The 25,270-nt window shown below is 63.3% G+C and carries 27 protein-coding genes; 14 read left to right on the forward strand and 13 right to left on the reverse strand.

The features are described from left to right. Nucleotides 1-4: 4 nt before the first annotated feature. On the forward strand, nt 5-595 hold the full coding sequence (locus tag MRBLMU1_RS12085; protein WP_363501532.1) for a hypothetical protein: 591 nt from the start codon (nt 5-7) through the stop codon (nt 593-595). On the opposite strand, the gene MRBLMU1_RS12090 is transcribed toward MRBLMU1_RS12085, so the two are convergent. Continuing rightward, a complete protein-coding gene (locus MRBLMU1_RS12090; RefSeq protein WP_363501535.1) occupies nt 592-1,929 on the reverse strand; it encodes a hemolysin family protein in 1,338 nt (445 codons plus the stop codon). The two genes, MRBLMU1_RS12085 and MRBLMU1_RS12090, sit on opposite strands and share 4 nt — an antisense overlap. A gap of 307 nt (nt 1,930-2,236) precedes the next feature. On the opposite strand from MRBLMU1_RS12090, the gene MRBLMU1_RS12095 reads away from it, so the two are divergent. The 3 genes from MRBLMU1_RS12095 to MRBLMU1_RS12105 all read left to right on the forward strand — a co-directional run bounded on the left by MRBLMU1_RS12095 (nt 2,237) and on the right by MRBLMU1_RS12105 (nt 3,794). Continuing rightward, complete coding sequence (locus tag MRBLMU1_RS12095) at nt 2,237-2,698, forward strand: hypothetical protein (RefSeq protein ID WP_363501538.1); 462 nt, start codon at nt 2,237-2,239, stop codon at nt 2,696-2,698. A gap of 402 nt (nt 2,699-3,100) precedes the next feature. Further along, nucleotides 3,101-3,325 carry a hypothetical protein gene (locus MRBLMU1_RS12100; RefSeq protein WP_363501541.1) on the forward strand — a complete coding sequence of 75 codons (225 nt, stop codon included), beginning with the start codon at nt 3,101-3,103 and terminating at the stop codon, nt 3,323-3,325. Then, entirely contained in the window at nt 3,318-3,794 is a 477-nt protein-coding gene (locus MRBLMU1_RS12105) for a GNAT family N-acetyltransferase (protein ID WP_363501544.1), read from the forward strand. The genes MRBLMU1_RS12100 and MRBLMU1_RS12105 overlap by 8 nt, the downstream gene beginning before the upstream one ends. On the opposite strand, the gene MRBLMU1_RS12110 is transcribed toward MRBLMU1_RS12105, so the two are convergent. From MRBLMU1_RS12110 to nhaR, 7 genes are all read right to left on the reverse strand, one after another. Further along, the gene (locus MRBLMU1_RS12110) at nt 3,760-4,200 is read right to left on the reverse strand and encodes a GNAT family N-acetyltransferase (RefSeq protein ID WP_363501547.1); all 441 of its coding nucleotides are present in this window, start codon (nt 4,198-4,200) and stop codon (nt 3,760-3,762) included. The two genes, MRBLMU1_RS12105 and MRBLMU1_RS12110, sit on opposite strands and share 35 nt — an antisense overlap. Further along, nucleotides 4,197-4,610 (reverse strand): fosfomycin resistance glutathione transferase, encoded by a 414-nt coding sequence (gene fos, locus MRBLMU1_RS12115; protein WP_363501550.1) that lies wholly within the window; start codon nt 4,608-4,610, stop codon nt 4,197-4,199. Before fos ends, MRBLMU1_RS12110 begins: the two co-directional genes overlap by 4 nt. Nucleotides 4,611-4,664: 54 nt before the next feature. Then, entirely contained in the window at nt 4,665-5,324 is a 660-nt protein-coding gene (locus tag MRBLMU1_RS12120; protein WP_363501553.1) for a lipase family protein, read from the reverse strand. A 31-nt stretch (nt 5,325-5,355) separates the two neighbouring features. Beyond that, the gene (locus MRBLMU1_RS12125) at nt 5,356-5,823 is read right to left on the reverse strand and encodes a lysozyme (protein ID WP_363501556.1); all 468 of its coding nucleotides are present in this window, start codon (nt 5,821-5,823) and stop codon (nt 5,356-5,358) included. 103 nt (nt 5,824-5,926) lie between these two features. Next, nucleotides 5,927-6,409 carry a hypothetical protein gene (locus MRBLMU1_RS12130; RefSeq protein WP_363501559.1) on the reverse strand — a complete coding sequence of 161 codons (483 nt, stop codon included), beginning with the start codon at nt 6,407-6,409 and terminating at the stop codon, nt 5,927-5,929. A gap of 7 nt (nt 6,410-6,416) precedes the next feature. Continuing rightward, on the reverse strand, nt 6,417-6,782 hold the full coding sequence (locus MRBLMU1_RS12135; RefSeq protein ID WP_363501561.1) for a GFA family protein: 366 nt from the start codon (nt 6,780-6,782) through the stop codon (nt 6,417-6,419). Between the two features lie 56 nt (nt 6,783-6,838). Continuing rightward, entirely contained in the window at nt 6,839-7,750 is a 912-nt protein-coding gene (gene nhaR, locus MRBLMU1_RS12140; RefSeq protein WP_363501564.1) for a transcriptional activator NhaR, read from the reverse strand. A gap of 110 nt (nt 7,751-7,860) precedes the next feature. Here nhaR and MRBLMU1_RS12145 point away from each other — a divergent pair, with 110 nt between their 5' ends. From MRBLMU1_RS12145 to MRBLMU1_RS12160, 4 genes are all read left to right on the forward strand, one after another. Further along, nucleotides 7,861-8,913, forward strand: coding sequence for a DUF475 domain-containing protein (locus tag MRBLMU1_RS12145; RefSeq protein WP_363501567.1), 1,053 nt, complete (start codon nt 7,861-7,863; stop codon nt 8,911-8,913). 115 nt (nt 8,914-9,028) lie between these two features. Next, complete coding sequence (locus MRBLMU1_RS12150) at nt 9,029-9,604, forward strand: TerD family protein (RefSeq protein ID WP_090316687.1); 576 nt, start codon at nt 9,029-9,031, stop codon at nt 9,602-9,604. 28 nt (nt 9,605-9,632) lie between these two features. Beyond that, the gene (locus MRBLMU1_RS12155) at nt 9,633-10,331 is read left to right on the forward strand and encodes a TIGR00266 family protein (RefSeq protein ID WP_363501570.1); all 699 of its coding nucleotides are present in this window, start codon (nt 9,633-9,635) and stop codon (nt 10,329-10,331) included. Nucleotides 10,332-10,370: 39 nt separating this feature from the next. Then, the gene (locus MRBLMU1_RS12160) at nt 10,371-10,952 is read left to right on the forward strand and encodes a TerD family protein (protein WP_090316681.1); all 582 of its coding nucleotides are present in this window, start codon (nt 10,371-10,373) and stop codon (nt 10,950-10,952) included. 85 nt (nt 10,953-11,037) lie between these two features. Here MRBLMU1_RS12160 and MRBLMU1_RS12165 read toward each other — a convergent pair whose 3' ends face one another. Beyond that, nucleotides 11,038-12,360 (reverse strand): porin, encoded by a 1,323-nt coding sequence (locus MRBLMU1_RS12165; protein ID WP_363501574.1) that lies wholly within the window; start codon nt 12,358-12,360, stop codon nt 11,038-11,040. A gap of 299 nt (nt 12,361-12,659) precedes the next feature. On the opposite strand from MRBLMU1_RS12165, the gene MRBLMU1_RS12170 reads away from it, so the two are divergent. The 6 genes from MRBLMU1_RS12170 (at nt 12,660) to MRBLMU1_RS12195 (ending at nt 19,428) form a co-directional block, all read left to right on the forward strand. After that, a complete protein-coding gene (locus MRBLMU1_RS12170) occupies nt 12,660-14,081 on the forward strand; it encodes a DHA2 family efflux MFS transporter permease subunit (protein ID WP_363501577.1) in 1,422 nt (473 codons plus the stop codon). A 15-nt stretch (nt 14,082-14,096) separates the two neighbouring features. Next, nucleotides 14,097-14,915: an HDOD domain-containing protein gene (locus MRBLMU1_RS12175; RefSeq protein ID WP_363501580.1), complete on the forward strand. Its 819-nt coding sequence runs from the start codon at nt 14,097-14,099 to the stop codon at nt 14,913-14,915. Between the two features lie 124 nt (nt 14,916-15,039). Further along, nucleotides 15,040-15,804, forward strand: a complete 765-nt coding sequence (locus tag MRBLMU1_RS12180; protein ID WP_363501584.1) for a FadR/GntR family transcriptional regulator — start codon at nt 15,040-15,042, stop codon at nt 15,802-15,804. A 192-nt stretch (nt 15,805-15,996) separates the two neighbouring features. Then, nucleotides 15,997-16,908 carry a 5-dehydro-4-deoxyglucarate dehydratase gene (gene kdgD, locus MRBLMU1_RS12185; protein WP_363501587.1) on the forward strand — a complete coding sequence of 304 codons (912 nt, stop codon included), beginning with the start codon at nt 15,997-15,999 and terminating at the stop codon, nt 16,906-16,908. 79 nt (nt 16,909-16,987) lie between these two features. Continuing rightward, nucleotides 16,988-18,562, forward strand: coding sequence for an aldehyde dehydrogenase (NADP(+)) (locus tag MRBLMU1_RS12190; protein ID WP_363501590.1), 1,575 nt, complete (start codon nt 16,988-16,990; stop codon nt 18,560-18,562). Beyond that, nucleotides 18,550-19,428 (forward strand): SMP-30/gluconolactonase/LRE family protein, encoded by an 879-nt coding sequence (locus MRBLMU1_RS12195; RefSeq protein ID WP_363501593.1) that lies wholly within the window; start codon nt 18,550-18,552, stop codon nt 19,426-19,428. Before MRBLMU1_RS12190 ends, MRBLMU1_RS12195 begins: the two co-directional genes overlap by 13 nt. Nucleotides 19,429-19,648: 220 nt before the next feature. On the opposite strand, the gene MRBLMU1_RS12200 is transcribed toward MRBLMU1_RS12195, so the two are convergent. From MRBLMU1_RS12200 to MRBLMU1_RS12215, 4 genes are read right to left on the reverse strand one after another with little or no spacing between them, the layout of a single operon-like run. After that, nucleotides 19,649-21,169 (reverse strand): pectinesterase family protein, encoded by a 1,521-nt coding sequence (locus MRBLMU1_RS12200; RefSeq protein ID WP_363501596.1) that lies wholly within the window; start codon nt 21,167-21,169, stop codon nt 19,649-19,651. A gap of 8 nt (nt 21,170-21,177) precedes the next feature. Next, nucleotides 21,178-23,019, reverse strand: coding sequence for a glycoside hydrolase family 28 protein (locus MRBLMU1_RS12205; RefSeq protein ID WP_363501599.1), 1,842 nt, complete (start codon nt 23,017-23,019; stop codon nt 21,178-21,180). A gap of 10 nt (nt 23,020-23,029) precedes the next feature. After that, a complete protein-coding gene (locus MRBLMU1_RS12210) occupies nt 23,030-24,460 on the reverse strand; it encodes a pectinesterase family protein (protein WP_363501602.1) in 1,431 nt (476 codons plus the stop codon). Continuing rightward, nucleotides 24,457-25,263 (reverse strand): rhamnogalacturonan acetylesterase, encoded by an 807-nt coding sequence (locus MRBLMU1_RS12215; protein WP_363501605.1) that lies wholly within the window; start codon nt 25,261-25,263, stop codon nt 24,457-24,459. Before MRBLMU1_RS12215 ends, MRBLMU1_RS12210 begins: the two co-directional genes overlap by 4 nt. Nucleotides 25,264-25,270 lie beyond the last annotated feature (7 nt).

Below are 25,270 nucleotides of genomic sequence, written 5' to 3' on the forward strand. Positions count from 1 at the left end.
AGCGATGACTGAGGACTCTGTCTTTCAGCGGTTGACTGCCGATCCCAATAATGCGGCCGGCGCACTTGCGTACATCGCCTACAAGCGGCAAAAAATTGAATTCTGTAAATCGTTCGGCGATCGCGAGCCCACGAGGGAGGAATTGCATAGCTTTCACGCGGTCGCGTCCCTTGATACATCGATCGACGCGTACCGTTCTCAAGGCGAGGCGATCGCGGAATCCTTTCTCAATGCCAGTCTCGATGAGCTTGCTGCGAATGCCAAGGCGGCGACGTGCCAGCATACGCTGTATCGGAAAATCGAGTCCGGTAATGTTAGATTGGAAGAAAAACTTGGTGCGATTGCCGAAAGCATAGGCGCAAAACGGACGCTCGTTGGCTGGTTGCGCGAGGTGTCGGGCAATCTACTGGTCAATTTAGTCTCGATTTTCGTGCTCGGTGCGCTTTTGCTTGGATACCGGTTCAGCGCGGAGCTTCAGCAGGGCGCAGAGAGGAAGGCGGGCGTGAGCGATACGACTGCCAGCCAGAGCCACACAACAACCGAGCCTGCGCAGCGCGCTGGCCCGGCAACCCGCCCCAATTCACCTATCCCCTAATCCAGATCGGCGTTGTCCTCGGTGTCATCCTTCGGAATGACCTTCACCAGCAGGATGCGCGGGCCGTTCATCTTTTTCGCCACGATGTCGAAGTGGCGGAAACTGATGCGCTGCCCCTGTTTCGGGATGTCGCCCAGCTTCAGCATGATCAGGCCGCCGACCGACTCCACCTCGTCCATGCCCAATTCCTCGTTCTCGATATCGATGCCCAGCGTGCGTTCGAGCGAGAAGATCGGCAGACTGGCCTTGCCGATCAGCGTGCCGTCCGGCTGCTTGAGCCAATCGTTCTCGTTGAGGCGGAACTCGTCGTGGATCTCGCCGACCATCGCGCCGAGCAGGTTGTCGAGCGTGATGAAGCCCAGCGGCCGCTTGCCCTTCTCGCCGATCAGCGCGAAGTGCGGGGCGCCGTCGCGGAAGCGGCGGAACTGCTCCAGCGCCGGCGTGCGCGCCGAAATCGTCTCCACCGGCCGCAGGAACGGTGTCAGGTCGGTGATCGGCTTGCCCGATTGCTGGGCGAAGAACAGGTCCTTCAGGTGCACCACGCCCAGCACCGTCTCGCCGTCCTTGTCGTAGTACGGATAGCGGCTGAAGCGGTTGCGCAGCATGGTTTGCAGGTTGTCGGACAGCGCGCGGCCGGCGTGCAGGCTGATCACCTCGTTGATCGGGCGCATCAGGTCCGACACGGCCAGATCGCTGAAATCGAGCGAATGGGCCAGGATGTTGCGTTCGTCCTTGTTGAACTTTTCACCAGGCTGGCTGGTGCGCAGGATCATCTTCAGTTCCTCGACCGAATAATGGCTCTCGTGGCCGCCCTTGCCGGCCAGGCCGGCCAGCCGCAGCACCATGTTGGCGCTGCCGTTGAGCACCCAGATGAACGGGTACATGGCCCAATAGAAGGCATACAGCAACGGTGCGCACCACAGGCCGACCACCTCCGGCATGCGGATCGCGAGCGATTTGGGCGCCAGTTCGCCGACGACGATGTGCAGGAAGGAAATCACGCCGAAGGCGAAGATGAAGGCGATGCTGTGGACCAGTTTGGGCGAATCGATGCCGATGGCGGCCAGAAACGGTTCGAGCAGGCTGGCGAAGGCTGGTTCGCCGACCCAGCCGAGGCCCAGCGAGGCGAGGGTGATGCCGAGTTGGCAGGCCGACAGGTAGGCGTCGAGCTGGCCGTGTACTTTGCCGAGGATGCGACCGCGTAGTCCCTGGGTCTTGGCGATGGCGCGAACACGCGTCTTGCGCAGCGTGACGATGCCGAATTCGGCCGCCACAAAGAATCCATTGAGTGCGACCAGGAACAGGGCGAGCACGACAAGCATAACGTTTTGCATAGGGGCCGAGCGGCAGTGACGTAGTTAAAACATGCATCTTAAACGACTGCGCGGGGATGGGGCGCAAATTGCCGTTTATCAATCGAAAATCGGCATTGGTGGCATGGAGCGCGGGCTATCGCAAACGCTGTTGTTTCCAAGTATCTAGCCTGATGCGGCACAAATACTCATCCATATGCTCCAGCTAGCATGAAGAGAGTGAGTGGCCGGCTTCGGCCCAAGCCCTCATCGTGCTGGTCGTGACCAGCGGAGTCGCCCGTCTGGCCGGGTTGGCGGCCCCTAACCATGGCGTACAAGGAGAAGGACGATGTCAACTAATCAAATCAATGGACCTGAAATCATTGTCGCAACCCGGTCCGGACGCGAAGGAGCGATGGAGATGGCTTCCTCGGCGGTGGCGATGCCGTTCGCCAGAATCGAGCAGGATATCGACGAAACGGCTTTGGTGCCGCTCCCCGGCTCGTCTTTGCAGCAATCCTTTCTAAAAGGGTATGGCTACACCTATCGGGCCAATTGGGGCGCCTTGCATGGCCAGTGGATACTGAGCCTCAACTCGCCCCGGTTTCCCGCGCTCACCCCTCGCTCCCGCGTCTTCGTGACGATTAGTGAGGGTGCCGCAGGCGGACCGGACGCCGGCAAGTTCATCGGGGCGGCGCGATACACCGTGCACAACGTCGCACCACGGGTCAACGGTGTCGATGTCTGGGTGAACATCGAGTGGGGGACGGACATCCTGCTTTACGTCGATTATCTTGTGATTAACGCCTGATGCGCGGTCCAGCTTCAATGCCTCGAAGGTGGCGTCCGCCTGCGTGAGAATTCGCGTACTTTCGATCGAGGCAAGATGCTATCCTATTAGTAGGCACTTGATCGATCGGAGACGACATGCGCACGACCGGAAAATGCCTACAGTTTGTTCTTACCGCAGCAGCGCCGCTTCTGCCGTCGGCTCGCAGCGAAGCGGCACCAACAGTCAGCTTGGAACGTGAAGGCGGAAGCCTAGGGCTGCCACCGGAATTGCTGAATGCCGCCGCGGCGTATGTTTAAAGCTGCCGCTTCGCCGTGGACTCCAGTGACAAAGGGAAGCGGACGGACACCACCTACGGCAAGTTGCTGCTGAAAACCAGTCCTTGACGCGATCGACTATGACGAACCTAACTGTGAGTTTGCAATGAAGAAAATTTCTTGGAAGTGTGTCGCCCCTCTTGAAAAACTGGGCCTCCTTGTCCTGGGCAGTCCGGATATCTTATTTTTATTAGTGCTCTGCGGATTCGGCGGCGCGGCCGTCGGCTGGCTTTTCATCGGCGTCGGCGTGCTATTCGCGCTGGTTCCAATGATCGGATTTGTGGTGTATTACTGGGCACGGCCGCGACGCAAGCCGGCCGATCTTGTCTGAACTGGATGCCGGCTTGCCGCCGGCGATCTGTGTCAGGCAGTTTGATGAGGCGGATTTTGCCGACGTCTGCCGAATTTACGTTGGTGCCAAGCGTGACGAGCTGGCATACCAAGGCCAGGCCGTTGACATCATTCCGCTGGAAGAGGATGCCGTCATCCTGGCGGCGTTTCGCGAGTCCGATGTCATCGTCTATGACGATGGCGGGGTTGTGGGGTTCGCGGCCATGTTCGACGGGCAATTGCGGGCGTTATTCGTGCACAGCGAGGCGCGCGGACGAGGCGTCGGCCACGCCTTGCTCAACGCTGCGCTGGCACGCGCGCCCGGCGGACTGTCGCTGCATGTGGCGGAGTCAAATCTGAACGCGCGGCAGTTTTATGAACGAAGCGGATTTGCCGTTATCGGCCGGTCCAACCGCCACTACAACGGCATCGACGTTAGCTACCTGAAAATGTCGCCGTCTTCCGCGTAAGCCGAAACCCGGCATCGCGCTCGTTCAACACGCTTCGAGTCCATCCCTGGCCGGTATAAAACCTGTCGGCCCGCGTATCCTTCGACGTGCTCAGATGAACGCTTTCGTGGCCGAGGGCGAACAGCCAGTCCACCGCGACCTGCAGCAAGCGCTTGGCGATTCCCCTGCCTTCGTGGTCCTGGGAGACAAACAAGGCCCAGATCGACGCGTCGGCCTTGTCGGCGTAGGAAAAGCCGACCACCGCGCCATCAACTTCCGCGACCCAGCCGCGTCCCAGCAGTTCCAGATAATCCCGATACATCTGTTCGGTTACCCGGCTTGGATCGGATAGCGTGTTTTCCTTGACGCTCAAGCGAATGGCCGACATCGCTGGAATGTCGAGCACAGTGGCCTGTCTGATATTCATTCGTCGAAAAATCTCATGCCTGCGTATGGCTGCTCGCGGCACCGCGCTAGTCTTGAATTCAACGAACCGACGTGGACTTCAAGTTTGTGGCCATCGGGATCAAGAAAATAAAACGAATCGCCTTCGCTGCGATTGCGTTTCCACTCCTTTACACCTTCGGCCTGAAGACGTTGCCGAAACCCGTCGAAGTCGGCTTGCTGAATCGAGAAAGCGTAGTGTGTGTAGCCGGTGCGATTCTCTTGGGGCTCGTCCTGGTCAAGCGACAGGCATACCCAAAGTTCTCCCAGCGCGAGGTACGCTCCGGCATCCCAGGTGGCGGCCAACCGGAAATTTAGCAGACGGGTGTAGAAATCAATGCTCCGCCCCAGATCGGCGACGCCCAAGGTTAAATGGTTGATTCCAGTGAGCACAGAGGACCGGACGGAGAATTATCAGAAGTCCGATTTTAGCAAACATCAGTGCCGTTATGTCACTTGCGCGCCGCTGAGATAGTATCTTCCCCTATGCCATTCGACATCCAGCATGCGCTCAAAGCCGGCCGGCGCGATATCGAAGCCGGTATGGGGATACGGACCGACGTAGGGCGAGATCGGCATCAGCGGCACGGGATCGCCGAAATCGGGAAACTCGATCGGCGCGTTGCGGTAGGACAGACCGGGAATGTTCGCCTGCAGATAGGCGGCGAAATCTTGGAAACCGGGGCTCGGGCAGGCGAACAAGTAGACTTGCACCACGTTGTAGCCTGCGGCATGCAGCGCGCCCGCGACTTGCGCGCCTTCCCCTGCGCCTTTGCTGTGGCCTTCGACTTGAATCTCGAGACCCGGCAACGTTTGCTTGATCACGTCGATGTCCGGGACGAGTTCCTTCAGCAGTTCGGGAATGTTGCGCCAAAACCCCGAGTGCATATGGCCAAGCACCGGATGGACCACCGGCAAGATGTCGCCGTCCGCCAACCAGCCTGGCAGGCTTTCGGTGCCCTGCATGACCACGTGCAGGCGGTTGTCGATCAGTTTGGTGCCGCAGACGGTTTCGTTGATGCGGTAGATCTTCTCGAACACATCCGTAGCGACGGGGTCGTAGATGTCGATGCATGCCAGTTGGGCGGCTTGGTAGACGGGGTTCATTGTGTGCTCGCTGTCGAAGCGCTGCGAAAGGTCAGGTCGCGGTGTTGGCCGGGGTGCGGGCTGTGCCGGCGAATTCCGTCGTCTCGGCCTGACGGCGGCGAAGCAGGCCCGCCAGTACAGTGCCGTCGCACCGGTCCCACCGGTCGAACTGGTCGGCAGCACCGGCGAAATCGCCGGTGTTAAGCAACGTAAGCAAGGTCGACGTGGCGAGATTCCCGCGCCCCAGATTGAAATCGAAATCCACCAAGGCATCAAATTCGCCTTGGGTCAGTTCGACCGTCACCAACCGGTTAACGTCGTTCACGCTGTTCTGTATATTGGCTTGCAGGTCGGCGATGGCCTGTGCCTGCGTGATGGTCGAGCCCGGGACCACGCCGTGCGTGTTGCCGTAGCCGTTGGTCCAGACACCGCCGGAATCCTGGTAGGCGGTCAACTCGCATCCTTCGAATTGTTCGGTCAACGCCAGCCCGTTGCTGCTGTACTGCATTTCTTGGTTCATGCGAATGGCCTTTCCAGGAAGGGGAACTCGCTGGAATTATGGTGGAAACCAAGTCACAGACTCTCTCGAAAAGTAACGTGACATAAAAAAACAAGGTCGCTAATCAGAAGCCGCTCCGCAGCGATTCGAGTATCGAGTCGTCGCCCGGCGCGCGTCCCCCGAACTTGCCTTTTTCGTAGCGCAGGCAACGGCCAAGACGTTGCGTGGAGGCTGACCTGCCGTCTTTCAATGTCAGCGTGACAGTGCAAAGGAATACGTCGCCGACAACCACCCATCCCTCGCCGGGAATTCGCAGATCGGCGTTGAAGCTTAACCCGACCTTGGCTTCCGCCAGCTCTTCCAACGGCACTCCCATTTTGATCGCGGCGCGACGCAGGAATTCCCCGTAATTTCGGGCGACCAACTGCGTAATGTTGGTCGATGGAACAGCGGTGTGTTCAACCAGGTCCAGTTGTACCCGCTGGTCCGCCGGCGCTTCGCGGTACAGCAAGCCAAGCGCCCATTGGCCGCCCACATCGTTATTGCGATGGACGAAAGAACTCGCTATGCCGCCAGCGATGTGCCTTAACTTTTTCAGGCTGATCATTGAAGGTTCAATGCGTCGGCAGCCAGCGCGGCTTGGTGTCGGTGTGCAGTTCGCGCTCCACCGCGCCGTCGTATTCCGGTTCCATGGTGCCGAGGGTGAGGGCGATGCGGTCGGGACTTTGCGTGCTGCGCCAGAATAGCGTGGAGCCGCACACGCGGCAAAAGCCGCGCCGGCCGTGGTCGGACGAGGCGTATTCCGTCACGAGGTCGGCACCGCGTTCGAAGACGAAGCCGGCCGTGTCCACGTTGGCGTAGGTGCCGGACGCGGCGCCGTGCTGCTTCTGGCACATGGTGCAGTAGCAGTGGCTGGCGTGGGACACCGGCCCGTCCGCCCGGTAGGCGACGCCGCCGCATAAACAAACACCTTTTAACATGGCTTCCTCCCCTTTGGTCAGTGATCGCTAAACTGTAACCGATTCGATAACGCCTGTCAGTTTGCCACCGCGAACGGTCCGCCGTGCACCGTCGACAGGATGGCCTCGACCGCCGGATGCTTGATCTTGCGGGCGTTGGAGATGGCGTAGAAGTGCTCGCGCAGCTCCGGCGCGTCGCCCACCAGCACGGCGCCGAATTGCTCCTCGATATCGTGCGCCAGCGCCGACGTGGCGAAGAACAAGCCCATGCCGTTGCGGCCGAAGGTGTTGAGCATGGCGTTGTCCTCGAACTCGCCGACGATCTCCGGCCGCACCTCGTGCTGCACTAGCCAGGCATCGATGCGCCCGCGCAGCGCGTTGTTGCGCGTGGGCACGAGCAGCGGCGCGTGGTTCAGGCTGGCCGGGAAGTTGGGCCGGTACTTGTCCGCCAGACGCGGCACGCCGAACAGCTTCATGTCGCTTTCTCCCAGCAGGTGGCTGAACACCTTGAGGCTGCCGCCAGCGTGCACCGTGCGGTCCGTTAGCACCACGTCGAGCTTGCCCAGCGCCAGGTCGGCCAGCAAGTCCTCGAACTCGGCCTCCATGCACACCAGCCGCACCTGCTTGTCCATTTCCTGCGTGGCCTGCAGCAGGCGGAAGGCGATCAGCTTGGGCAGCGAGTCGGAGATGCCGACCGTCAACCTCATCTTGCCGGCCTCGGCTTCGTCGAGCGCGTCCTGCAATTGTTCGCCCAGCAGGAAGATCTGGTCGCAATAGCTGAGCGCGAGCCGGCCGGCCTCGGTCGGCACCAGGCGCCGCCCCTGCGGCTCGAGCAATTGCTTGCCGACCGATTGCTCCAGCGACGCCAGCTGCATGCTGATCGTCTGCACCGCCAGCCCCAAACGTTCGGCGGCGCGTGTGACGCCTCCCTCCTTGGCCACCATCCAGAAAAAATACAGGTGCCGGAAATTCAGTCCGCTGGTCTTCATTGTGTCTATCTTCTGTTTTTACGAAGTAATACTTCAATTATCTTCTATTTTTAAAATGTCCGCACGCCTATACACTGCGCTACATCAACTTATAACTGGGGAAAAAATCAATGAAGCATTTTAGAATTTCCTTCCTGGTCAGCTTCATCTGTCTTGCGGCGGCTGGCTGGTGGGGATACTCGCTGAACGGATGGGCTGGCGCCTTGTCCGCCTTCGGTGTCGCACTGATTCTGGCGGCGATGGAAGTGTCGCTGTCGTTCGATAACGCGGTGGTCAACGCCTCCGTGCTGAAGGACTGGGACGAGTTCTGGCAAAAGCTGTTCCTTGGCCTGGGCATCATCATCGCTGTGTTCGGTATGCGTTTGCTGTTCCCGCTGGTCATCGTCGCTGTCGCGGCCGACATCGGCATCATGGATGTCTGGACTTTGGCGCTGAACGATCCTAAAACATATTCGATGCACCTGACCAACCACCACGCTGAAGTGGCGGCATTCGGCGGCATGTTCCTGCTGCTGGTGTTCCTGAACTTCCTGCTGGATGAGGACAAGGAAGTGCACTGGCTGGGCAACTTCGAGAAGAAGCTCGGTTCGCTGGGCAAGGTCTCGTCGATCTCGGTGATGATTTCGCTGGGCGTGCTGATGGCCTGTATGGGCCTGGTGAGCGAGGCGCAAAAGCTGGTGGTGCTGATTTCCGGCCTGTGGGGCATCCTGGTGTACGTCGGTGTCGACGCGATCAGCGGCCTGCTGGAGAAGGAAGAGTCGGGCGGCAGCGATGTCGGCGACATGGTCAAGAAGGGCGGTATCGGTGGTTTCCTGTACCTGGAGGTGCTCGATGCTTCGTTCAGCTTCGACGGCGTGATCGGCGCGTTCGCCATCACCACCGACGTCGTGATCATCATGCTGGGCCTGGCCATTGGCGCGATGTTCGTCCGCTCGATGACCGTCTATCTGGTGAAGAAGGGCACGCTCGACCAGTTCGTCTTCCTGGAGCACGGCGCCCACTATGCGATCGGTATCCTGGCGGCGATCATGCTGGCAAGTATGAAGTTCCACGTGCCGGAGATCTTCACCGGTCTGATTGGCGTGGCCTTCATCGCCGCCTCGGTCTGGTCGTCGGTACGCCACCGCCGCAAGGAGGCGGCGGCCGAAGCGATCGCCGCGTAACGACGGTGTAGTCAAACAAGGTTAGAGTCGTAACAGAACACGGCGGGTCGTTAAATACGGACACGACCCGCCGCATGCAGTACCCAAGTCCGGTTTCTTTAAGGAGTATCACATTATGGCAATCAGTCTGCAAAAAGGCGGTAACGTTAATCTGAGCAAGGAAGCCCCGGGCCTGTCGCAAATCGTCGTCGGCCTCGGCTGGGACGCACGCGCCACCGACGGCAGCGCCTTCGACCTGGACGGCTCGGCCTTCCTGTTGAAGGTCGACGGCAAGGTCCGCGCCGACAACGACTTCATCTTCTACAACAACCTGAAATCGTCCGACGGCGCCGTCACCCACTCGGGCGACAACCGCACCGGCGCCGGCGACGGCGACGACGAAACCGTCACCATCGACCTGACCAAGGTGCCGGCCGACGTCGAGCGCATCGCCATCTGCGTGACGATCCACGACGGCGACGCCCGCAAGCAAAACTTCGGCATGGTGCAGAAGGCTTACATCCGCACCGTCAACGCCAGCGGCAACGCCGAAATCGCCCGCTACGACCTGTCCGAAGATGGTTCTACCGAATCGGCGATGGTGTTCGGCGAGGTGTATCGTAACGGTACCGATTGGAAGTTCAAGGCCGTCGGCCAGGGCTTCAAAGGCGGTCTCGGTCCGCTCGCCGCGTCGTTCGGCGTCGGCGTTTAATTTACTCATAACTGGAAAGGACTCATTCATGCCAAAATTTTCGATCACCGGTGATGTCGACCCATTTCTGCACGTCTCATTGGCGCAGGGCGAGAAGATCTACTGCGAGTCGGATGCGATGGTGATGATGGAAGCGACGCTCGACTTGAAGGGCAAGGTCACCGGCGGTATCGGTGCGGCCATCATGCGTCGCTTCGCCAACGGCGAGTCCTTCTTCCAGCAACACATCGAGGCGGTGCGCGGCGGCGGCGATTGCTTGCTGGCGCCCACGCTGCCGGGCGCCATGCAGGTGCTCGACGTCGGTCAGGTGCAGTACATGCTGAGCGACGGCGCCTTTGTCGCCGCCACGTCCAGCGTGGAACTGAAGGTGCGCACGCAAAGCCTGGGCAACGCGCTGTTCGCCCAGAGCGGCGGTTTCTTCATCACGGAAACCGCCGGCACCGGCCAGGTGGCGGTGTCGGGCTTCGGCTCGATCTCGCAACTGGACGTCACGCCCGGCAACGATGTGGTCATCGACAACTCGCATGTGGTGGCGTGGGACAACCGGCTGCGCTATGAAATCTCCGTCACCACCGGCGGCAACAGCGGCTTTTTGAGCAATCTGGTCAACAGCCAGACCAGCGGCGAAGGCATGGTGCTGCGCTTTTCCGGAACCGGAAAGATCCTGGTGTGCTCGCGCAACGGCGCGGCGTTCCGGGCTTGGGCCCAGCGCCCAGGGTCGCAGTAAACATCTTCATGCTGTCAACCAACAACTAAGGAGCACACAATGTCAGTCAATTTGAGCAAGGGCCAGAAAATTTCTCTGGAAAAAGAAAGCGGCGGCGCGCTCGGCAAGGTCACCATGGGCCTGGGCTGGGATGCGATCAAGAGCAAGGGTTTCCTGGGCTTCGGCGCCAAGACCGAGGCGGTCGACCTGGACGCCTCCGTCGTCATGTTCGATGAAGGCCAGCGTCCGGTGGACGTGATCTGGTTCCGCCAACTCAAGAGCAAGGACGGCAGCATCGTGCACACGGGCGACAACCGCACCGGCGCCGGCGACGGCGACGACGAGCAGATCAACGTCGACTTGAACGCCGTGCCGGCCAACGTCAAGAGCCTGGTGTTCACCGTCAACAGCTTCACCGGCCAGACCTTCGCCCAGGTCGAGAACGCCTACTGCCGCCTGCTGGACGCGTCCAACGGCAAGGAAGTGGCGCGCTTCAACCTGTCCGTGCAGGGTCCGCACTCGGCGCAGATCATGGCCAAGGTGTACCGTCACAATGGCGAGTGGAAGATGCACGCGATCGGCGAAAACGGCAACGGCCGCACCTTCGACGACCTGCTGCCGCAGATCGCCGCGCACCTGTAAAGATTTGGGGCGCATGCGCCCCGATAATGAGTTGTACCCGCAGTTGAAGCGCAGCACCGTACCGGCGGTGCTGCGCTTTTTTGCGTCAGAACGCGTGGCGGATGCCGAGGCTGACGATGGTGGTCTTGGCGTCGAGGTTCTGGCCGGCGCCGGCGAACAGCGGCACTTCCTGCGAGCCCAATGGCAGCAGCAGCGCGCCCGGGCCTCCGGCGATCGGCAGCGGGGTGATCGCGCCACGAACGATGTTGCCGCGCTTGTCCTTGACGCCGCCGACCCGGGTGTAGAGCGCGGTGCGCTTGGAGAAGTTGTAGTCCAGGCCGAACATCAGGCCGCGCTCGCGCCCGCGCGTGTAGTTGGTGAAGCGCGTGTCGAGCAGGTGCGCGCTGACGTCGACCTGGCCGATGGCCTGTTTGATCGTCGCGCCCCAGGTGTTGACGGTCGGATCGGCGTTGCCGCCCAGGTTGAACTTGCCCTGGTGGCCGACGAGGGCGACGGTGGTGCCGGTGCCGGTAAAAATGTATTTGAACGACGCCATGTAGGCGCGGTAATTCTCGATGGTGTACAGCGGCACCAGGGTGGTGCCAGAGACCACGCCCAGCGGCACGCCGCCGAAATCGTTGCGGTGGTAGGAGGCGAGCGCGGTCAGGCTCTCGCCGCGCCAGGCCAGCATGGCGCCGACGGCGCGGCCGCGGTCGTCGGTGGTTTCGGCGCCGGCGGTCAGGCCGCCGACGATTTGTCCGGTGCTGGCGCTGGCCACCGGCGTGGTGGCGGTGGGGAAGGAGCGCGCGGCGCTGACGCCGCTGCCGACGCCGGCGTTGGTCGAGAACGACGCGATCGCCGTCCATGGCCCCTGTTTGACGGCGTAGCTGACCTGGTTGTCCTGGAAGGTTTGCAAGGTGTTGACCGCCAGGCCGGCGCTGAACAGGTCGGTGCTGCCGATCGCTTCCGGCGTGACCAGGTAATAGGCGATCAGCATCGGGCTGGCCTGGCGGCCGAGCTTGACCTCGCCGACCGGCGTGGTCAGGCCGACATAGGCCTGGCGGCCGAACAGCCGGCTGTCGTTGGCGACGCCGCCGTTGTCGAGCGTGAGGCCGCCTTCGAGCGTGAAGATGCCGCGATAGCCGCCGCCCAGGTCCTCGACGCCGCGGATGCCGAAATTACTCTGCCGCGTGTGCGACGGGCTGACCCGCACCGAGGTGCTGGCCGGCGCGGCGATCGAGTTCGGGATCGGCGTGGTTCCGCGCAGCCCGAACAGCGTGCCCTGGACGTTGCCTTCCCCTTTTTCGATGCGGTCGACGCCGACGTCGAGCGTGCCGTAGAGGGTGACGGACGATTGCGCGTGAGCGTGCCCCATGCCGAGGAGGGCGAGGGCGGACAGGCATGCTGCGGATGCGGCGGTTCGTTTCATATTCTTGTCTCCGGTTTTTTTTAGTGGTGGTGAAAACCGACCGTTTGCTCGGTCGTGTTGTGTCCTAGTGTAGAGCAACATGCCTTGCGCCACGTACAGTTGTCATTAAAAGAAGGCTGTTTTTGGTGGATTCCGCCGTGGCCGTGGCTATCCAAACACAGTTGTCGCGCGGGACAGGACAATTGCAGCGCCGCAATGAAGCTTGCGTAACGCTAGTGTCGCGGTGCGTATAATTTGCGTACCGCAAACAACCCGACCGACACCATGTTCTTTCCACGCGTATTCCCCCAGGCCGGCGCATGAGCGGCGAGGCGCCACAGCCCGCCGCCGGTAAATGGATCGCGCTGCTGGTGGCCGGCGCCTTCTTCATGGAGAACCTGGACGGCACCATCATCACCACCGCGTTGCCGGACATCGCCAAATCGTTCGGCGTGGCGCCGCTGGCGCTCAACATCGGCGTCAGCGCCTACCTGCTGACCCTGGGCGTCTTCATCCCGATCAGCGGCTGGGTGGCCGAGCGGCTGGGCGCGCGTCGGGTGTTCGCGGCGGCGCTGACCATCTTCACGCTCGCCTCGGTGCTGTGTGGCATGGCCGACAGCCTGACCGAATTCGTCTGGCTGCGCGTGCTGCAAGGCGTGGGCGGGGCGATGATGGTGCCGGTCGGACGCCTGCTGGTGCTCAAGAACACTTCCAAGGAAAAGCTGATCGGCGTGATCGCCACCCTGACCTGGCCGGCGCTGGTGGCGCCGGTGCTGGGGCCGCCGGTGGGCGGCTTCATCGCCAGCTACCTGTCGTGGCGCTGGATCTTCTATCTCAATCTTCCGCTCGGGGTGGTCGCGCTGGCGCTGGCCTTGTGGCTGATCCCGGAGCAGCGCGCGGAGACGCGGCGGCCCTTCGATTGGCCGGGTTTCGTGCTGAGCGCGGGCGGTGTGCTGCTGCTGACCTGGGGCGCCGAGTCGGTCGGCGGCCGCCATCCCGACTGGTTCGAGGCGATCTCCTGCATGGCGGCCGGCGCCGTCATGCTGGCCGCGATGGTCTGGCACCTGCGCCGCGCCGCCCATCCGCTGATCGACCTGGGCGCGTTCGCCATCCCGACGTTCGCCATCACCTTGGTCGGCGGCTCGCTGTTCCGCATGGCGATAGGCGCCGTGCCCTTCCTGCTGCCGCTGATGTTCCAGCTGGGCTTCGGGCTGGACGCCTTCCAGTCCGGCTTGCTGGTTATCGCCGTCTTCGCCGGCAACCTGATGATGAAGCCGGCCACCACGCCCATCCTGCGGCGCTTCGGCTTCAAGCCTGTGCTGCTGGTGAACGGCTTGGCCAACGTCGCCTCGCTGGCGGCGTGCGCGCTGCTGTCGCCGGCCACGCCGGTGTGGCTGATCGCCGCCGTGCTGTTCGTCGGCGGGCTGACTCGCTCGATGCAGTTCAGCGCCCTGAACACGCTGGCCTTCGCCGACGTGCCGCAGCAGCGCATGGCGGCCGCCAACACCTTGTTTAGCACCTCGTTCCAGGTGGCAGTGGGCCTGGGCATCGCGATGGGGGCCGGCGGGGTGCGGCTGGGCCACTGGAGCGCGCAGCGACTGGGCATCGCCGACTGGCCCGCCATCGAGTACCGGCTGGCGTTTTTGCTGGTGGCGCTGGTCAGTTTGCTGGCGATGCTGGACGCGATGTTCCTCAAACCGGGCGCCGGCGCACAAGTTGTTACAAAGCGGCGTGGCCTTTGAGGCTATACTCTTGCTATGGAAAAACTAAAAGACCTCTCGCAGATTGTTACGCAAGCCTCTCGCGGCGAGTTGGTCTTTCCCACCAGCGTCAACGCCGCGTTGCGGCTGCAATTCGCGTTGGCCGATCCCGATTGCGACACCGACGACGTGATCCGCAAGGTGCTGGCCGAGCCGCTGCTGGCGGCGCGCACCGTGGCGCTGGCCAACGCGGCCGTGTTCAACCGCGGCGGCGTGCCCGTCACCAGCGTGCGGTCGGCAGTGGCGCGGGTGGGCTACCGCCACCTGTACACGATGGCGGCGGCGATGGTGGTGCGCCAGTTCGGCAGCCGCATCCGTGACGCCGGCCTGCGCGCCAAGGCCGAGCAGCTGTGGCGCCATACGGCCCACGTGGCCGCGCTGTCCCACGTCATCGCCCGCAAGCTGACCGCCACCGACGCCGACACGGCGATGTTCGCCGGCATCGTGCACGAGGCGGGGGGCTTTTACCTGCTGTCGCGCGCCGACGAGATCCCCGGCCTGCTGGACGATCCGGCCGACTGGATGGGCGCCGCGCACGAGATCATCACGCGCGAGATGATGAAGAAGATGGCGATACCGGAGCCGGTGGGCCTGGCCATCGTTTCGCTGCGCGGGGCGACGTTGACGCCGCCGCCGCTGGGCCTGCGCGACACCTTGCTGATCGCCAAGCGGCTGGCGCCGGTGGCATCGCCGTTTTCGCCGACGCAGGAGGACGCCGGCCTGGCCGGCTTCATCGACGACAACGCGGCGCTGGAGCAGATGCTGGCCGAATCGGCGGAGGAGGCCGCGTCGATGAGCGCGGCGCTGCTGGTGTAGGCTCCGCCCCTGTGGCGAAAACGATGTATAAGGAATCATTTTTGCCGAAAATCTGGCAATATGCACATCGCACGACCCTCATAGGCGATAATGCCGATAGTCGTCATACAACAATTCATCAGCCATGAGTCAAACCGCAGCACTTCCATTGCCCCCCGTACCGGCGCCCTTGCCCAAGAAGAAGCACCGCAACCTCGCCCAAGGCGTGGTGGAGAGCTTCACCAACAGCATCCAGGCCGGCACCCTCAAACCGGGCGAGAAACTGCCGACCGAATCGGTGATCATGGAAATGCACGGCGTCAGCCGCACCGTGGTGCGCGAAGCCATCTCCCACCTGCAGGCGGCCGGCCTGGTGCAGACCCGCCACGGCATCGGCACCTTCGTGCTCGAGCCGCAGCCGGCCAACCTGCGCATTTCGTCGGACACCATCCGCACCCTCGGCGACGTGCTGGCCATCCTGGAACTGCGCATCAGCCTGGAAACCGAGGCCGCGTGGCTGGCGGCCAGCCGCCGCAGCGAGGAGCAGGTGCAGGAAATGGGCGTGGTGCTCAAGCGCATCCAGGAGTCGCAAACCCGTCCCGGCTCGGTCGAGTCGGACGTCAAATTCCATTTGCTGATCGCGCAAGCCACCGGCAACCGTTATTTCGTCGATATCCTGAGCGACCTGGGCAACACCATCATCCCGCGCACGCGCGTCGATTCGGCGTCGCTGGCGCACGACGACCCGGTGGTGTACCAGGAGCGCGTCAACCGCGAACATGACGATATTTACAACGCCATCCTGCGCAAGGATGCCGAGGCGGCCCGCGCCGCCATGCGCACCCACCTGAGCAACAGCCGCGAGCGCCTGCGCCGCGCGCAAGAGGATATCGCCGCCAAGAACGGCTGACACCGGGAGGGGGGCGGGGCCGGGTTTCCGCCCGGCCCGCCGCCCGAACGCAACGCTCGGATCGGCGATCGGCGAGTTTTCGCTAAATCGCTTGCTCCCATCCGAATATGGTTGTACGATGTCATACAACACGCGACGGGAAGCCCGTCGAACTTCCCCTTCACACAATAGACGTCGATTATTGGAGACCTTATGCAACCGAATGACCTGAAAAAAATCCTTTCCTCTGGCCTGCTGTCGTTCCCGATCACCGACTTCGATGCCGAAGGCAACTTCCGTAAATCGAGCTACATCGAGCGCCTGGAATGGCTGTCGCCGTACGGCGCCACCGCGCTGTTCGCCGCCGGCGGCACGGGCGAGTTCTTCTCGCTGACGCCGAACGAATACACCGACATCATCAAGACCGCCGTCGACACCTGCGCCGGCCAAGTGCCTATCCTGGCCGGTGTCGGCGGTCCGACCCGCGTCGCCGCCGCCTACGCCAAGGAAGCCGAGCGCGTGGGCGCCCAGGGCTTGCTGCTGTTGCCGCACTACCTGACCGAAGCGTCGCAGGACGGCCTGATCGAACACGTCGCCGAAGTCTGCAAGGCGACCAATCTGGGCGTGGTGGTGTACAACCGCGCCAACTGCCGCCTGACCCCGGATTCGCTGGCCAAGCTGGCCGACCGTTGCCCTAACCTGATCGGCTTCAAGGACGGCGTCGGCGACATCGAACTGATGGTCTCGATCTGGCGCAAGATGGGCGACCGTTTCAGCTACCTGGGCGGCCTGCCAACGGCCGAAGTGTACGCGGCCGCCTACAAGGCGCTCGGTACTCCGGTATACTCGTCGGCGGTGTTCAACTTCATGCCGAAGCTGGCGATGGACTTCTACCACGCGGTCGCCTCGGACAACCACGCCGAACAAAACCGCATGCTGGACGAGTTCTTCCTGCCGTACCTGGAGATCCGCAACCGCAAGGCCGGCTACGCCGTCAGCATCGTCAAGGCCGGCGCCCGCCTGGTCGGCCACGACGGCGGTCCGGTGCGCGCACCGCTGACCGACCTGACCGCCGAAGAATGCGACATGCTCGATAAGCTGATCCGCAAGCAGGGCGCGCAATAATCCGGTAAGCTGTCGTCATAGAACGTCATACAACATAAGCGCGGCTGGTCCGCGCTTTTCACACATCTAAGGAGTCGATATGCAAGTAGCTGGCGAAATGATCATTGGCCGCAGCGCCGTTGTGGGTAAAGAGGGCACGATGAAGGCGATCGATCCATCGCGCAACGTGGAAATCGAACCGGCGTTCGGCCTGGCCGGCGCCGCCGACCTGGCGCGCGCCTGCGAACTGGCCGACGCCGCCTTCGACGTCTACCGCGCCACCGGCCTGGAAGCGCGCGCCAAGTTCCTCGAAACGATCGCCGACCGCATCATGGATCTGGGTCCGACCCTGATCGAGCGCGCGATGCAGGAAACCGGCCTGCCGCAAGTCCGCCTGGAAGGCGAGCGCGGTCGCACCTGCAATCAGCTGCGCCTGTTCGCCAAAGTCGTGCGCGACGGCCGCTTCCAGTCGGCCACGCTGGACAGCGCGCTGCCGGAACGCACTCCGCCGCGCAGCGACCTGCGCCTGCGCAAAATCGGCCTGGGCCCGGTCGCCGTGTTCGGCGCCTCGAACTTCCCGCTGGCGTTCTCGGTGGCCGGCGGCGACACCGCCTCGGCGCTGGCCGCCGGCTGCCCGGTCGTCGTCAAGGCCCACTCGGCCCACCTGGGCACCTCGGAACTGGTCGGCAAAGCCGTCGCCAAGGCCGCTGAGGAATGCGGCATGCCGGAAGGCGTGTTCTCGATGCTGATCGGCTCCGGCCAGACCATCGGCCAGGCGCTGGTGAGTCATCCCGCCATCAAGGCGGTCGGCTTCACCGGCTCGCGCGCCGGCGGCCTCGCCCTGATGAAAACCGCCGCCGAACGCAAGGAACCGATCCCTGTGTACGCCGAAATGAGCTCGATCAACCCTGTGTTCCTGCTGCCGGGCGCGCTGGACAACGCCAAACTGCCGCAAGCCTTCGCCGACTCGCTGACGATGGGCGCCGGCCAGTTCTGCACCAACCCCGGCCTGTTGATCGGCCTGAAAAGCGACAAGCTGCAAGCCTTCGTCGACGCCGCCGCCGGCTCGCTGGGCGCCAAGCCCGCCGCCACCATGCTGACCCCTGGCATCCACAAAGCCTACGTCAACGGCGTCAAGGGCCTGGCGGGCATCGAAGGCGTTTCGCAAAAGGCCGCCGGCCAGACCACCGAGGCGCCATGCGCCGCGCAAGCGTTCCTGTACCAGGTCGACGCGAAAACCTTCCTGAGCAATCCAGCGCTGGAAGGCGAGATCTTCGGACCGACCTCGCTGCTGGTGGTCGCCAACGACGAAGCCGAACTGCTGGCCGTGGCCGAACACGTCGAAGGTCAGCTGACCGCCGCCGTCCACGCCACCGCCGACGACCGTCAATTGGCCGCGCGCCTGATGCCTGTGCTGGAACGCAAAGTGGGCCGCATTCTGTTCAACGGCTTCGGCACCGGCGTGGAAGTCTCGCACGCCATGGTGCACGGCGGCCCGTTCCCATCGACCTCGGACAGCCGTTCGACGTCGGTTGGCGCCGGCGCCATCGACCGCTTCCTGCGCCCTGTTTGCTACCAGGACGTGCCTTCCTACCTGTTGCCTGAATCGCTGGCTGACGAGAATCCGCAAAAGCTGCCGCGCATCGTCAACGGTGACCTGGTATGGAACGCGTAAGCGACATCAAATGCGCGGTGGGCGAAAGCCCGACGTGGAGTGCGGCGGAATCGGCCTTTTACTGGACCGATATCCCCGCCAAGCGTGTCTGGCGCCTGGACCTCGTGTCCGGCGCCACGCGTTTCTGGGCCTTGGATGAAATGGCCGGCTGTGTCGCGACCAGGGCCGGTGGTGGCCTGATCGCCGGCATGGAGACGGGCGTGTTCGAGCTGGAGCTGGGCGACGGCCCGGCCGCCGTGGCGACCAAGGTGGCGACGCCGTCGGTGGGCCTGGGCGAGGGCATGCGCTTCAACGACGGCCGCTGCGACCGTCAGGGGCGCTTCGTGGCCGGCACCATGTTCATGGACATGTCGGCCAATCGTCCGGTCGGCAAACTGTTCCGCTACGATGCGGCGCATGGTATTTCCGCGCCGCTGGTGGTGGAGCTGCTGACGCAGAACGGCACCGCCTTCTCTGCGGACGGACGCACGATGTACCTGTCGGACTCGCATCCGCTGCGGCGCATGGTGTGGGCGTTCGACTACGACATCGCCGACGGCGTGCCGTCGAACCAGCGCGTGTTCGCCGATCTGACCAAAGAGGTTGGGCGTCCGGACGGCGCGGCGGTCGACGCCGACGGTTGCTACTGGGTCGCCGGCAACGACGGCGGCTGCCTGCTGCGTTTCACGCCGGACGGCAAGCTCGATCGCCGTCTCGAGGTGCCGATGAAGAAGCCGTCGATGTGCTCCTTCGGCGGCAAGGACCTGGACACGCTGATCGTCACCTCCATCCCATCCGGCAAGCCGGAGGACGCGGAGTGGGGCGGGGCCGTGTTGCTGCTGCGGCCCGGCGTCAAGGGGCTGGCGGAAACGCCGTTTGTTGGATGAAAAAAGGGCGGACACCGGAGTGCCCGCCCTTTTTTCATTGCGCGGGAGCGCTGTGTTTCCGGTGGCTTTGGACGGGTGAATCGCCCGGATACACGTAGGGCGGATTAGCGCAGCGTAATCGGCCAAGCGCCGCCGGCGGCTCATCGATGGCCGATTACGGCGTTCCGCCTAATCCTCCCTACGTGTTTCCGCGTTTTGCGTGCGTCCCGGTGCCGGTGACTTAGCGCGGCGCCCAGCCGCCCAGCACCCATGATGGATTGCTATAGTTCTTAATCAGCTCCGCGTCGCGCTCCATCGTCAACTGGCGCGAGGCCGGATGCCGCTTGCTCACATCCACCGGCGTGCCATCCACATTGCGGCTGTTGTACTCCCAGAACCGCACATTGGACGCGTCGCCGCCTATCTCGCCCCAGCCCTGCGGACTGACACCGCTCAACGTGGCGTTGATCAGCACCGCCTCCGCATGCGGATAGCTCTTGCCCTTGTTGACCGGCGAGCGCGCAAGGTGCGGCTGCCCGTCGCCGATGGCGCCGAAGCGGCAATCGACGAACACATTCCCGTGGTTGGCGGACGTATTGCGTATCCACATAAACGGCCCGCGCGATTCGATCTCGCAGCGCCGGAAAAACGCCGGCCCGCGACCCAGAATGGTATCGCCGTGCCCGACGACTTTGACGTCTTCCAGATAGGTGCTGCCGTTGACCTGCAAGGCGTCGCCGGAGCCGATTACGGTGACATCGTTGACGATGTTTTCCTCACCCGTGATCAGCAGGCCTTCGGCCTGGCCCTCCAGTGTGGTCTGCAGCGTCATGTTCTTCAGATGGACGCCCTTGACGTTATCGGCGGCGAAGGCCGCGCGGCGGGACGGAAAAGTACCCGGCGCCTCGTTGGTGCTGATGTTGGCCGGATGCGGATTGAACACCTCGTTGTTGGCGTAGTGAACGCGCACCTTGTCGCGGTGCTCGCCCTCGATGGTCAAGTTCGACTTGCGCCGGAAGTAGACGATCTCCTCGTAGTCGCCGTTGTGCACGAAGATCGTGGTGCGCCGCGCGGGATGGTCTGGAACGAAGTCCAGCGCGCCTTGCACCGTATTGAAATCGCCGGTGCCATCCGCATTGACCGTCACGCGTTCGCTGTCCGCGCGGGGAGGCTTGGCCTTGGTGCTGAAAACCCAAGCCGTCTTTCCAATGATGCCTTTGAAGCCGACGATCACGCCCGGATCGATCTGGACGTAATAGCGCTTGCCGTATTCAAGCAGATTGTGATGCGGGTAGATGGTCGCCGTGTTCCCCCTGACGATCACCGGATGGAAGTGGAAACCGTCCGTGAAGCCCCCGATGATGGTGAGCTGGTAGCTGTCAGGCGTCCGTTCGGCGCCGGCCGAAGGCGTGCCCGCCCTGGTGTCTGCATTGGTGCGGCGCGGCCCGTCTGGATAAGCGTAGGGCCTTGCCAGATAAGGCGCCGCAGGCAGTTTTGTGCGTTCGGTCGGCCCGGCCGGAATGCCCAAATCCAGCGTATCGACCAGCCGGTCGTCGGCCGCATCGTAGATGCGGATGCGGCCGGACTTCCCAACCACCGGCGGCCGCGTGAAACGCAGCACCAGATGGGTATCCGGGTTGACGTCTCGCGCACCGCTGGCCGGTGACGCCAGCGGCGCCACTTCCTCCGCCACCACGGGCAACGTCATAAGCGCCAGCAGCGCCGGCAGCCTCCTGAGCAAAGCACGCCGGTCGATCGCCATGGCTATCCTCACGCGTTCAGCGTGGTGTTGTGCACCTTGCCGCCGATGGTGACGTTCTTCAAGGTCAGCCCTTTGACGTTGTACAGGAACCATGGCTGCGCGGTGTTGACCGGAACGCCGAAATCGCAGTCGGTGATCGTCACGTCGGTCACCGGCACCACCGGCGGCATCGGGCCCGGACCGTTGTAGTCCGACGCCACCGGGCCCAGGATCACGATCGCCTGGAAGCACGATGCCGTCTTGCCGTCCTTGGTGACGTTGCCGACCTTGATGTTCGAGATCTGGATGTTCGACACCACCGGCGGCCGCGTACGCACATTGTCGCTGATCGGCGTGTAGTCGCAATCGAAGGTGACGATGGCGCCGGCGGCCGTGGCCACCGTCTTCGACTGGATCGGCGAGCCTGGCAAAGACGCGTAGAACGACGGCGACAGCTGCACGCCGTTCGGTATCGTGCAATCGCGAACGTAGAAATTGCGCAGATAGCCGCCACGGTTCATGTTGGTCTTCATGCGGATCGCGGTGTTGAGCGGGTTGGTCTTCCAGTTGGCGTTTTCGAACACCAGCTTTTGCGCGAACACGTTCTGGATGCCGCCGGCCATCTCGCTGCCCAGGGTCACTCCCCCATGGCCGCTGTGCATGATGCAGTTCTGTACGACGATATTCTGCGACGGGCCGAATTGCGTATCCAGATCCTTGCCCGCCTTGATGGCGATGCAGTCGTCGCCGGTGTCGAAGGTGCAGCCGTCGATCAGCACGTGGTCGCAGGCTTCCGGATCGAAGCCGTCGCTGTTCGGACCATGGCTTTCGCAGTGCACCTTGCGGATGACGATATTGCGGCAGTGGACCGGGTGGTGCATCCAGAACGGTGTGCGCGTCACGTGATAGCCCTGCAGCAGTACATTGGTGCAGCCGATCAGCTGGATCATCGGCGGACGCAGATAGTGGCCGATGCCGAACACGCGCTTCGACAGCGGCACGCCCGCTTCGGACAACGCCGGCAGGTACTGCGCGTCGGCGCGCCAGCGCTGGCCTTCGCCCTGGATCAGTAGCCGTTCGGCCTCGGTCAGGTTCGGTGCGACCGTCGCCAGCGACATGGCGTTGAGCGGGTTCTCCGTGTTCTCCGACATCTTGCCGGCCTTGAAGTTGGGTGTGGTGCCCTGGCCGATCGAGTTGATGGTTTTTTGCTTGCCTTTCCAGGTCCACCAGCAATCGCCTTCGTCGTTGAACGGCACGCCGCCCTGGCCGTCCAGGGTGCTGGTCCAGTCGTCGCCGGTCAACGCGATGTTGTGCTGGTTGTAGGCGTACACCATCGGCGAGTAATTCAGCACGTCGTTGCTCTGCCAGCGCGAGATCGACAGCTTGCCATGCTTGCCGCAATCGATGTCGCCGTACTTGGCGTAGTCCGCCGGGTTGTGGCTGAAGTAGACGTGGGCGTTGGCGCCCAGATGGACATTCACGTTCGACAGCAGCACGATCGGGCCGGCGCAGTACCAGTTACCTGCCGGGATGACCACGCGGCCGCCGCCGGCGTCGCTGCAGGCCTTGATGGCGTCGCGGATGGCGGCGTAGCAGTCCGGCGATCCGGCCACCGGCGTGTCGATGGTGTCCTGCTCCTCGAACGAAATCCAGGCCTTGACCTTGGACAGCTTGCAGGTCTTGGCGCCGTAGGCGGTGATATCGAAATCCTGCTTGCGGAACTTGAGCGGCTTGGACACGTGGTCGATGATCGCCTGCGCCTGCAGCCAAGGATCGGGCGCGGTGGCGGCGGTGGCGGCGGGAAGGCTGAGCGAAAGGCCGGCGGCCGGCAGGGCTTTCATCAAACTGCGGCGCTGGGTATTGATAGACATGCTGTATTCCTTATTCGTCCTGATTGTTGAATTCACCGATGAAGATATCGGCGGGAGTAGGTTTTGCGGCGTAGCCGAGATCCTTGACCGGATCGATGCCGGCCCTGATCAAATTGTTCCAGTAGTCGTCGGAGCTGTATTGCACCGGGCGGTAAGGCAGGCCGCCCGGTTTGTTCCAGTCCGACCAAGGCTTATGGCGGTTGATATGGGCGCCGATGCGGGAATTGAGCACGACCATTTTGCCGACGGCCTCCAGCGAGACGCGGGCGATGGTGCCGGTCGGTGCCTGGTAGCCGTTGGTGTCGCCCAGAAGGCAGGCGTAGCCCTCGACCGGCACCGGGGCGTAGGGCGTGCAGCGGGCGCTGTGGAACCACTGGCGCAGCAGGTGGAAGGTCCCTTGGCGCGCGTTGGCGGAGCCGTCGTGCGTGAAGCGGCAGTTGTCGAAGACGAAGCCGTATTTGCTTTTCAAATGCGTGTCCGGCGCGGCGACATACGACAGGCCGCGGTCGCCGATCGATTTGATTTCCGTTTGGTGGAAGTAGGCGGTGCTGTCGCCGAAAATGAAATCGACGTCGCCTTCGATATAGGAATTGTTGAAGAAACTGCGCGAGGTGCTGCCTATGCGCGGCGACTTGAGGTACAGCGTGTCCTGGAAGCCGATCAGGCGGATGTTCTCGAACTGCGCCTTGTCCGAGCCGTCCACCTGCAACGCCAACGCCTGGTGGTGCACGTTGTTGACGTTCGGGAGCGATTCGGCGCGGGCGTTGCCGATGTCCTTGTTGTAGCCGTTCTCGAACGTCAGGTTGCGCGCCTGGAAGCCGTTGTTTTGCACCCAGACGGTGGCGGTACCGAAGGTGCCGATGACGGCGCGGTCCTTGATCGTCGCGTACATCGCCTGCGCGCCCGGCGCCGCCTTGGCGAACTGCGCGCCGTACTGCGCGGCATAGGCGGCGCCGGTCACCGAGGCGTCCAGTTTGGCGGTGACTTTGGTTGCGGCGGGGTCCTTGCCATCGCCGTACATTGTCAGCGGCGCGGTGTTGGCCGGGACGTAGACCAGCTCCTGGTAGGTGCCGGGTTTGACCAGCATGTACAGGCGCCTGGCCGGCTGCGCGGCACTGTCGAGCACGGCGCGGTTGACCGCCTGCTGGATGGTGCCGAACGTTTTCACGCCGTCCGCCTTCGCGGAGTGGTCGACGATGTAGTCGGGCGTGAACGCGGCGCCCCTGGCCAGCGGGTCGGCCAGCGGGTCCCAGGGATCGACGCTTTCCTTGCCGGCGGCGCCGACGTACTTGAGCACCTCGCCGTAGGCGAATTGCTTGGCCTGCGCGGCGCTCAGTTGGGGACGGGTGACGGAGTTACCCTGGGCACGGGCCGGCGCCGCCCCGACACAGGCGGCGGCCATCAACGCGGCGGCGGCAAAAACGGACGGCGCCAGCTTCACTGCTCGCCCTCGCGCTTGAACATGCCCACGCTTTCCGGCAGGGCGCGCTTCATCTCTTCGACCACCATGTTCGAGAAGAACGCGGCGCCTTTCGGGCCGACGTGGGTGCGGTCGAAGGCGGATTTCGCCGCCCCGGCGACTTCCACCTTGCCGGCCGCCGGTGCCGGTGTGGCCTCGGCGGTTTTCTCCGGACGCGGCGCCATCGCCAGCGTGTCGGCTTCGTCCTGGCCCATCGCCTGCACGGCGGCGTAGCTGTCGGCGTTCAGGTCCAGCAGCGGCGCGCGCTGCGCGGCGGCGGTGGCGCGGATCACGTCGGCCCACGGCTGCAGGTTGTTTTCCAGGACATTGTCCTTGAAGGTGCGCCGGGTCAGCGGCGTGACCAGCACGGGAACGCCGCCGAGCGCCTTCACCTCCTGCGCGTAGCGGGCCATGTTGGCCGGGAATTCCGTTTTGAGATCGGTCGAGCGGCCGGGTTTTCCCGGCTGGTCGTTGTGGCCGAACTGTATCAGCACATAGGTGGCGCGGTAGGCGGCGCTGCCGCGCAGCAGTCCCTCGACTTCGTCCCAGCGGCCCTCGGCGCGGAAGCTGCCGGAACTGCGGCCGCCCCGCGCCAGGTTGATGCAGGTGTTCGAGCGTTGCACGCGGGCGCAGAAGGCGTCGCCATAGCCGCTATGGCTGGCCATCGTCGAGTCGCCGACGAGGATGACGCGCACCGGCTTGGCCGGAGGTGGTGGTGTGTTCTCGGCGGCGTGGGCGCACATCGACAATGCGGCGGCGGCCAAAAAGCTGATGGGTAGTTTCATGGGCTTC

Origin of the sequence: Burkholderia sp. LMU1-1-1.1 (assembly GCF_040675865.1) — a bacterium.
Taxonomy (GTDB): Bacteria; Pseudomonadota; Gammaproteobacteria; order Burkholderiales; family Burkholderiaceae_D; genus Rugamonas.

Coding starts and splice junctions, on each gene's coding strand:
- MRBLMU1_RS12085 (WP_363501532.1), top strand. CDS start 5: ATGACTGAGGACTCTGTCTTTCAGCGGTTGACTGCCGATCCCAATAAT.
- MRBLMU1_RS12145 (WP_363501567.1), top strand. CDS start 7,861: ATGAAGCATTTTAGAATTTCCTTCCTGGTCAGCTTCATCTGTCTTGCG.
- MRBLMU1_RS12110 (WP_363501547.1), bottom strand. CDS start 4,200: ATGAATATCAGACAGGCCACTGTGCTCGACATTCCAGCGATGTCGGCC.
- kdgD (WP_363501587.1), top strand. CDS start 15,997: ATGCAACCGAATGACCTGAAAAAAATCCTTTCCTCTGGCCTGCTGTCG.
- MRBLMU1_RS12155 (WP_363501570.1), top strand. CDS start 9,633: ATGCCAAAATTTTCGATCACCGGTGATGTCGACCCATTTCTGCACGTC.
- MRBLMU1_RS12150 (WP_090316687.1), top strand. CDS start 9,029: ATGGCAATCAGTCTGCAAAAAGGCGGTAACGTTAATCTGAGCAAGGAA.
- MRBLMU1_RS12170 (WP_363501577.1), top strand. CDS start 12,660: ATGAGCGGCGAGGCGCCACAGCCCGCCGCCGGTAAATGGATCGCGCTG.
- MRBLMU1_RS12120 (WP_363501553.1), bottom strand. CDS start 5,324: ATGAACCCCGTCTACCAAGCCGCCCAACTGGCATGCATCGACATCTAC.
- MRBLMU1_RS12195 (WP_363501593.1), top strand. CDS start 18,550: ATGGAACGCGTAAGCGACATCAAATGCGCGGTGGGCGAAAGCCCGACG.
- MRBLMU1_RS12090 (WP_363501535.1), bottom strand. CDS start 1,929: ATGCAAAACGTTATGCTTGTCGTGCTCGCCCTGTTCCTGGTCGCACTC.
- MRBLMU1_RS12205 (WP_363501599.1), bottom strand. CDS start 23,019: ATGTCTATCAATACCCAGCGCCGCAGTTTGATGAAAGCCCTGCCGGCC.
- MRBLMU1_RS12130 (WP_363501559.1), bottom strand. CDS start 6,409: ATGATCAGCCTGAAAAAGTTAAGGCACATCGCTGGCGGCATAGCGAGT.
- MRBLMU1_RS12125 (WP_363501556.1), bottom strand. CDS start 5,823: ATGAACCAAGAAATGCAGTACAGCAGCAACGGGCTGGCGTTGACCGAA.
- MRBLMU1_RS12135 (WP_363501561.1), bottom strand. CDS start 6,782: ATGTTAAAAGGTGTTTGTTTATGCGGCGGCGTCGCCTACCGGGCGGAC.
- MRBLMU1_RS12190 (WP_363501590.1), top strand. CDS start 16,988: ATGCAAGTAGCTGGCGAAATGATCATTGGCCGCAGCGCCGTTGTGGGT.
- MRBLMU1_RS12215 (WP_363501605.1), bottom strand. CDS start 25,263: ATGAAACTACCCATCAGCTTTTTGGCCGCCGCCGCATTGTCGATGTGC.
- MRBLMU1_RS12200 (WP_363501596.1), bottom strand. CDS start 21,169: ATGGCGATCGACCGGCGTGCTTTGCTCAGGAGGCTGCCGGCGCTGCTG.
- MRBLMU1_RS12100 (WP_363501541.1), top strand. CDS start 3,101: ATGAAGAAAATTTCTTGGAAGTGTGTCGCCCCTCTTGAAAAACTGGGC.
- MRBLMU1_RS12165 (WP_363501574.1), bottom strand. CDS start 12,360: ATGAAACGAACCGCCGCATCCGCAGCATGCCTGTCCGCCCTCGCCCTC.
- MRBLMU1_RS12180 (WP_363501584.1), top strand. CDS start 15,040: ATGAGTCAAACCGCAGCACTTCCATTGCCCCCCGTACCGGCGCCCTTG.
- nhaR (WP_363501564.1), bottom strand. CDS start 7,750: ATGAAGACCAGCGGACTGAATTTCCGGCACCTGTATTTTTTCTGGATG.
- MRBLMU1_RS12160 (WP_090316681.1), top strand. CDS start 10,371: ATGTCAGTCAATTTGAGCAAGGGCCAGAAAATTTCTCTGGAAAAAGAA.
- MRBLMU1_RS12175 (WP_363501580.1), top strand. CDS start 14,097: ATGGAAAAACTAAAAGACCTCTCGCAGATTGTTACGCAAGCCTCTCGC.
- MRBLMU1_RS12095 (WP_363501538.1), top strand. CDS start 2,237: ATGTCAACTAATCAAATCAATGGACCTGAAATCATTGTCGCAACCCGG.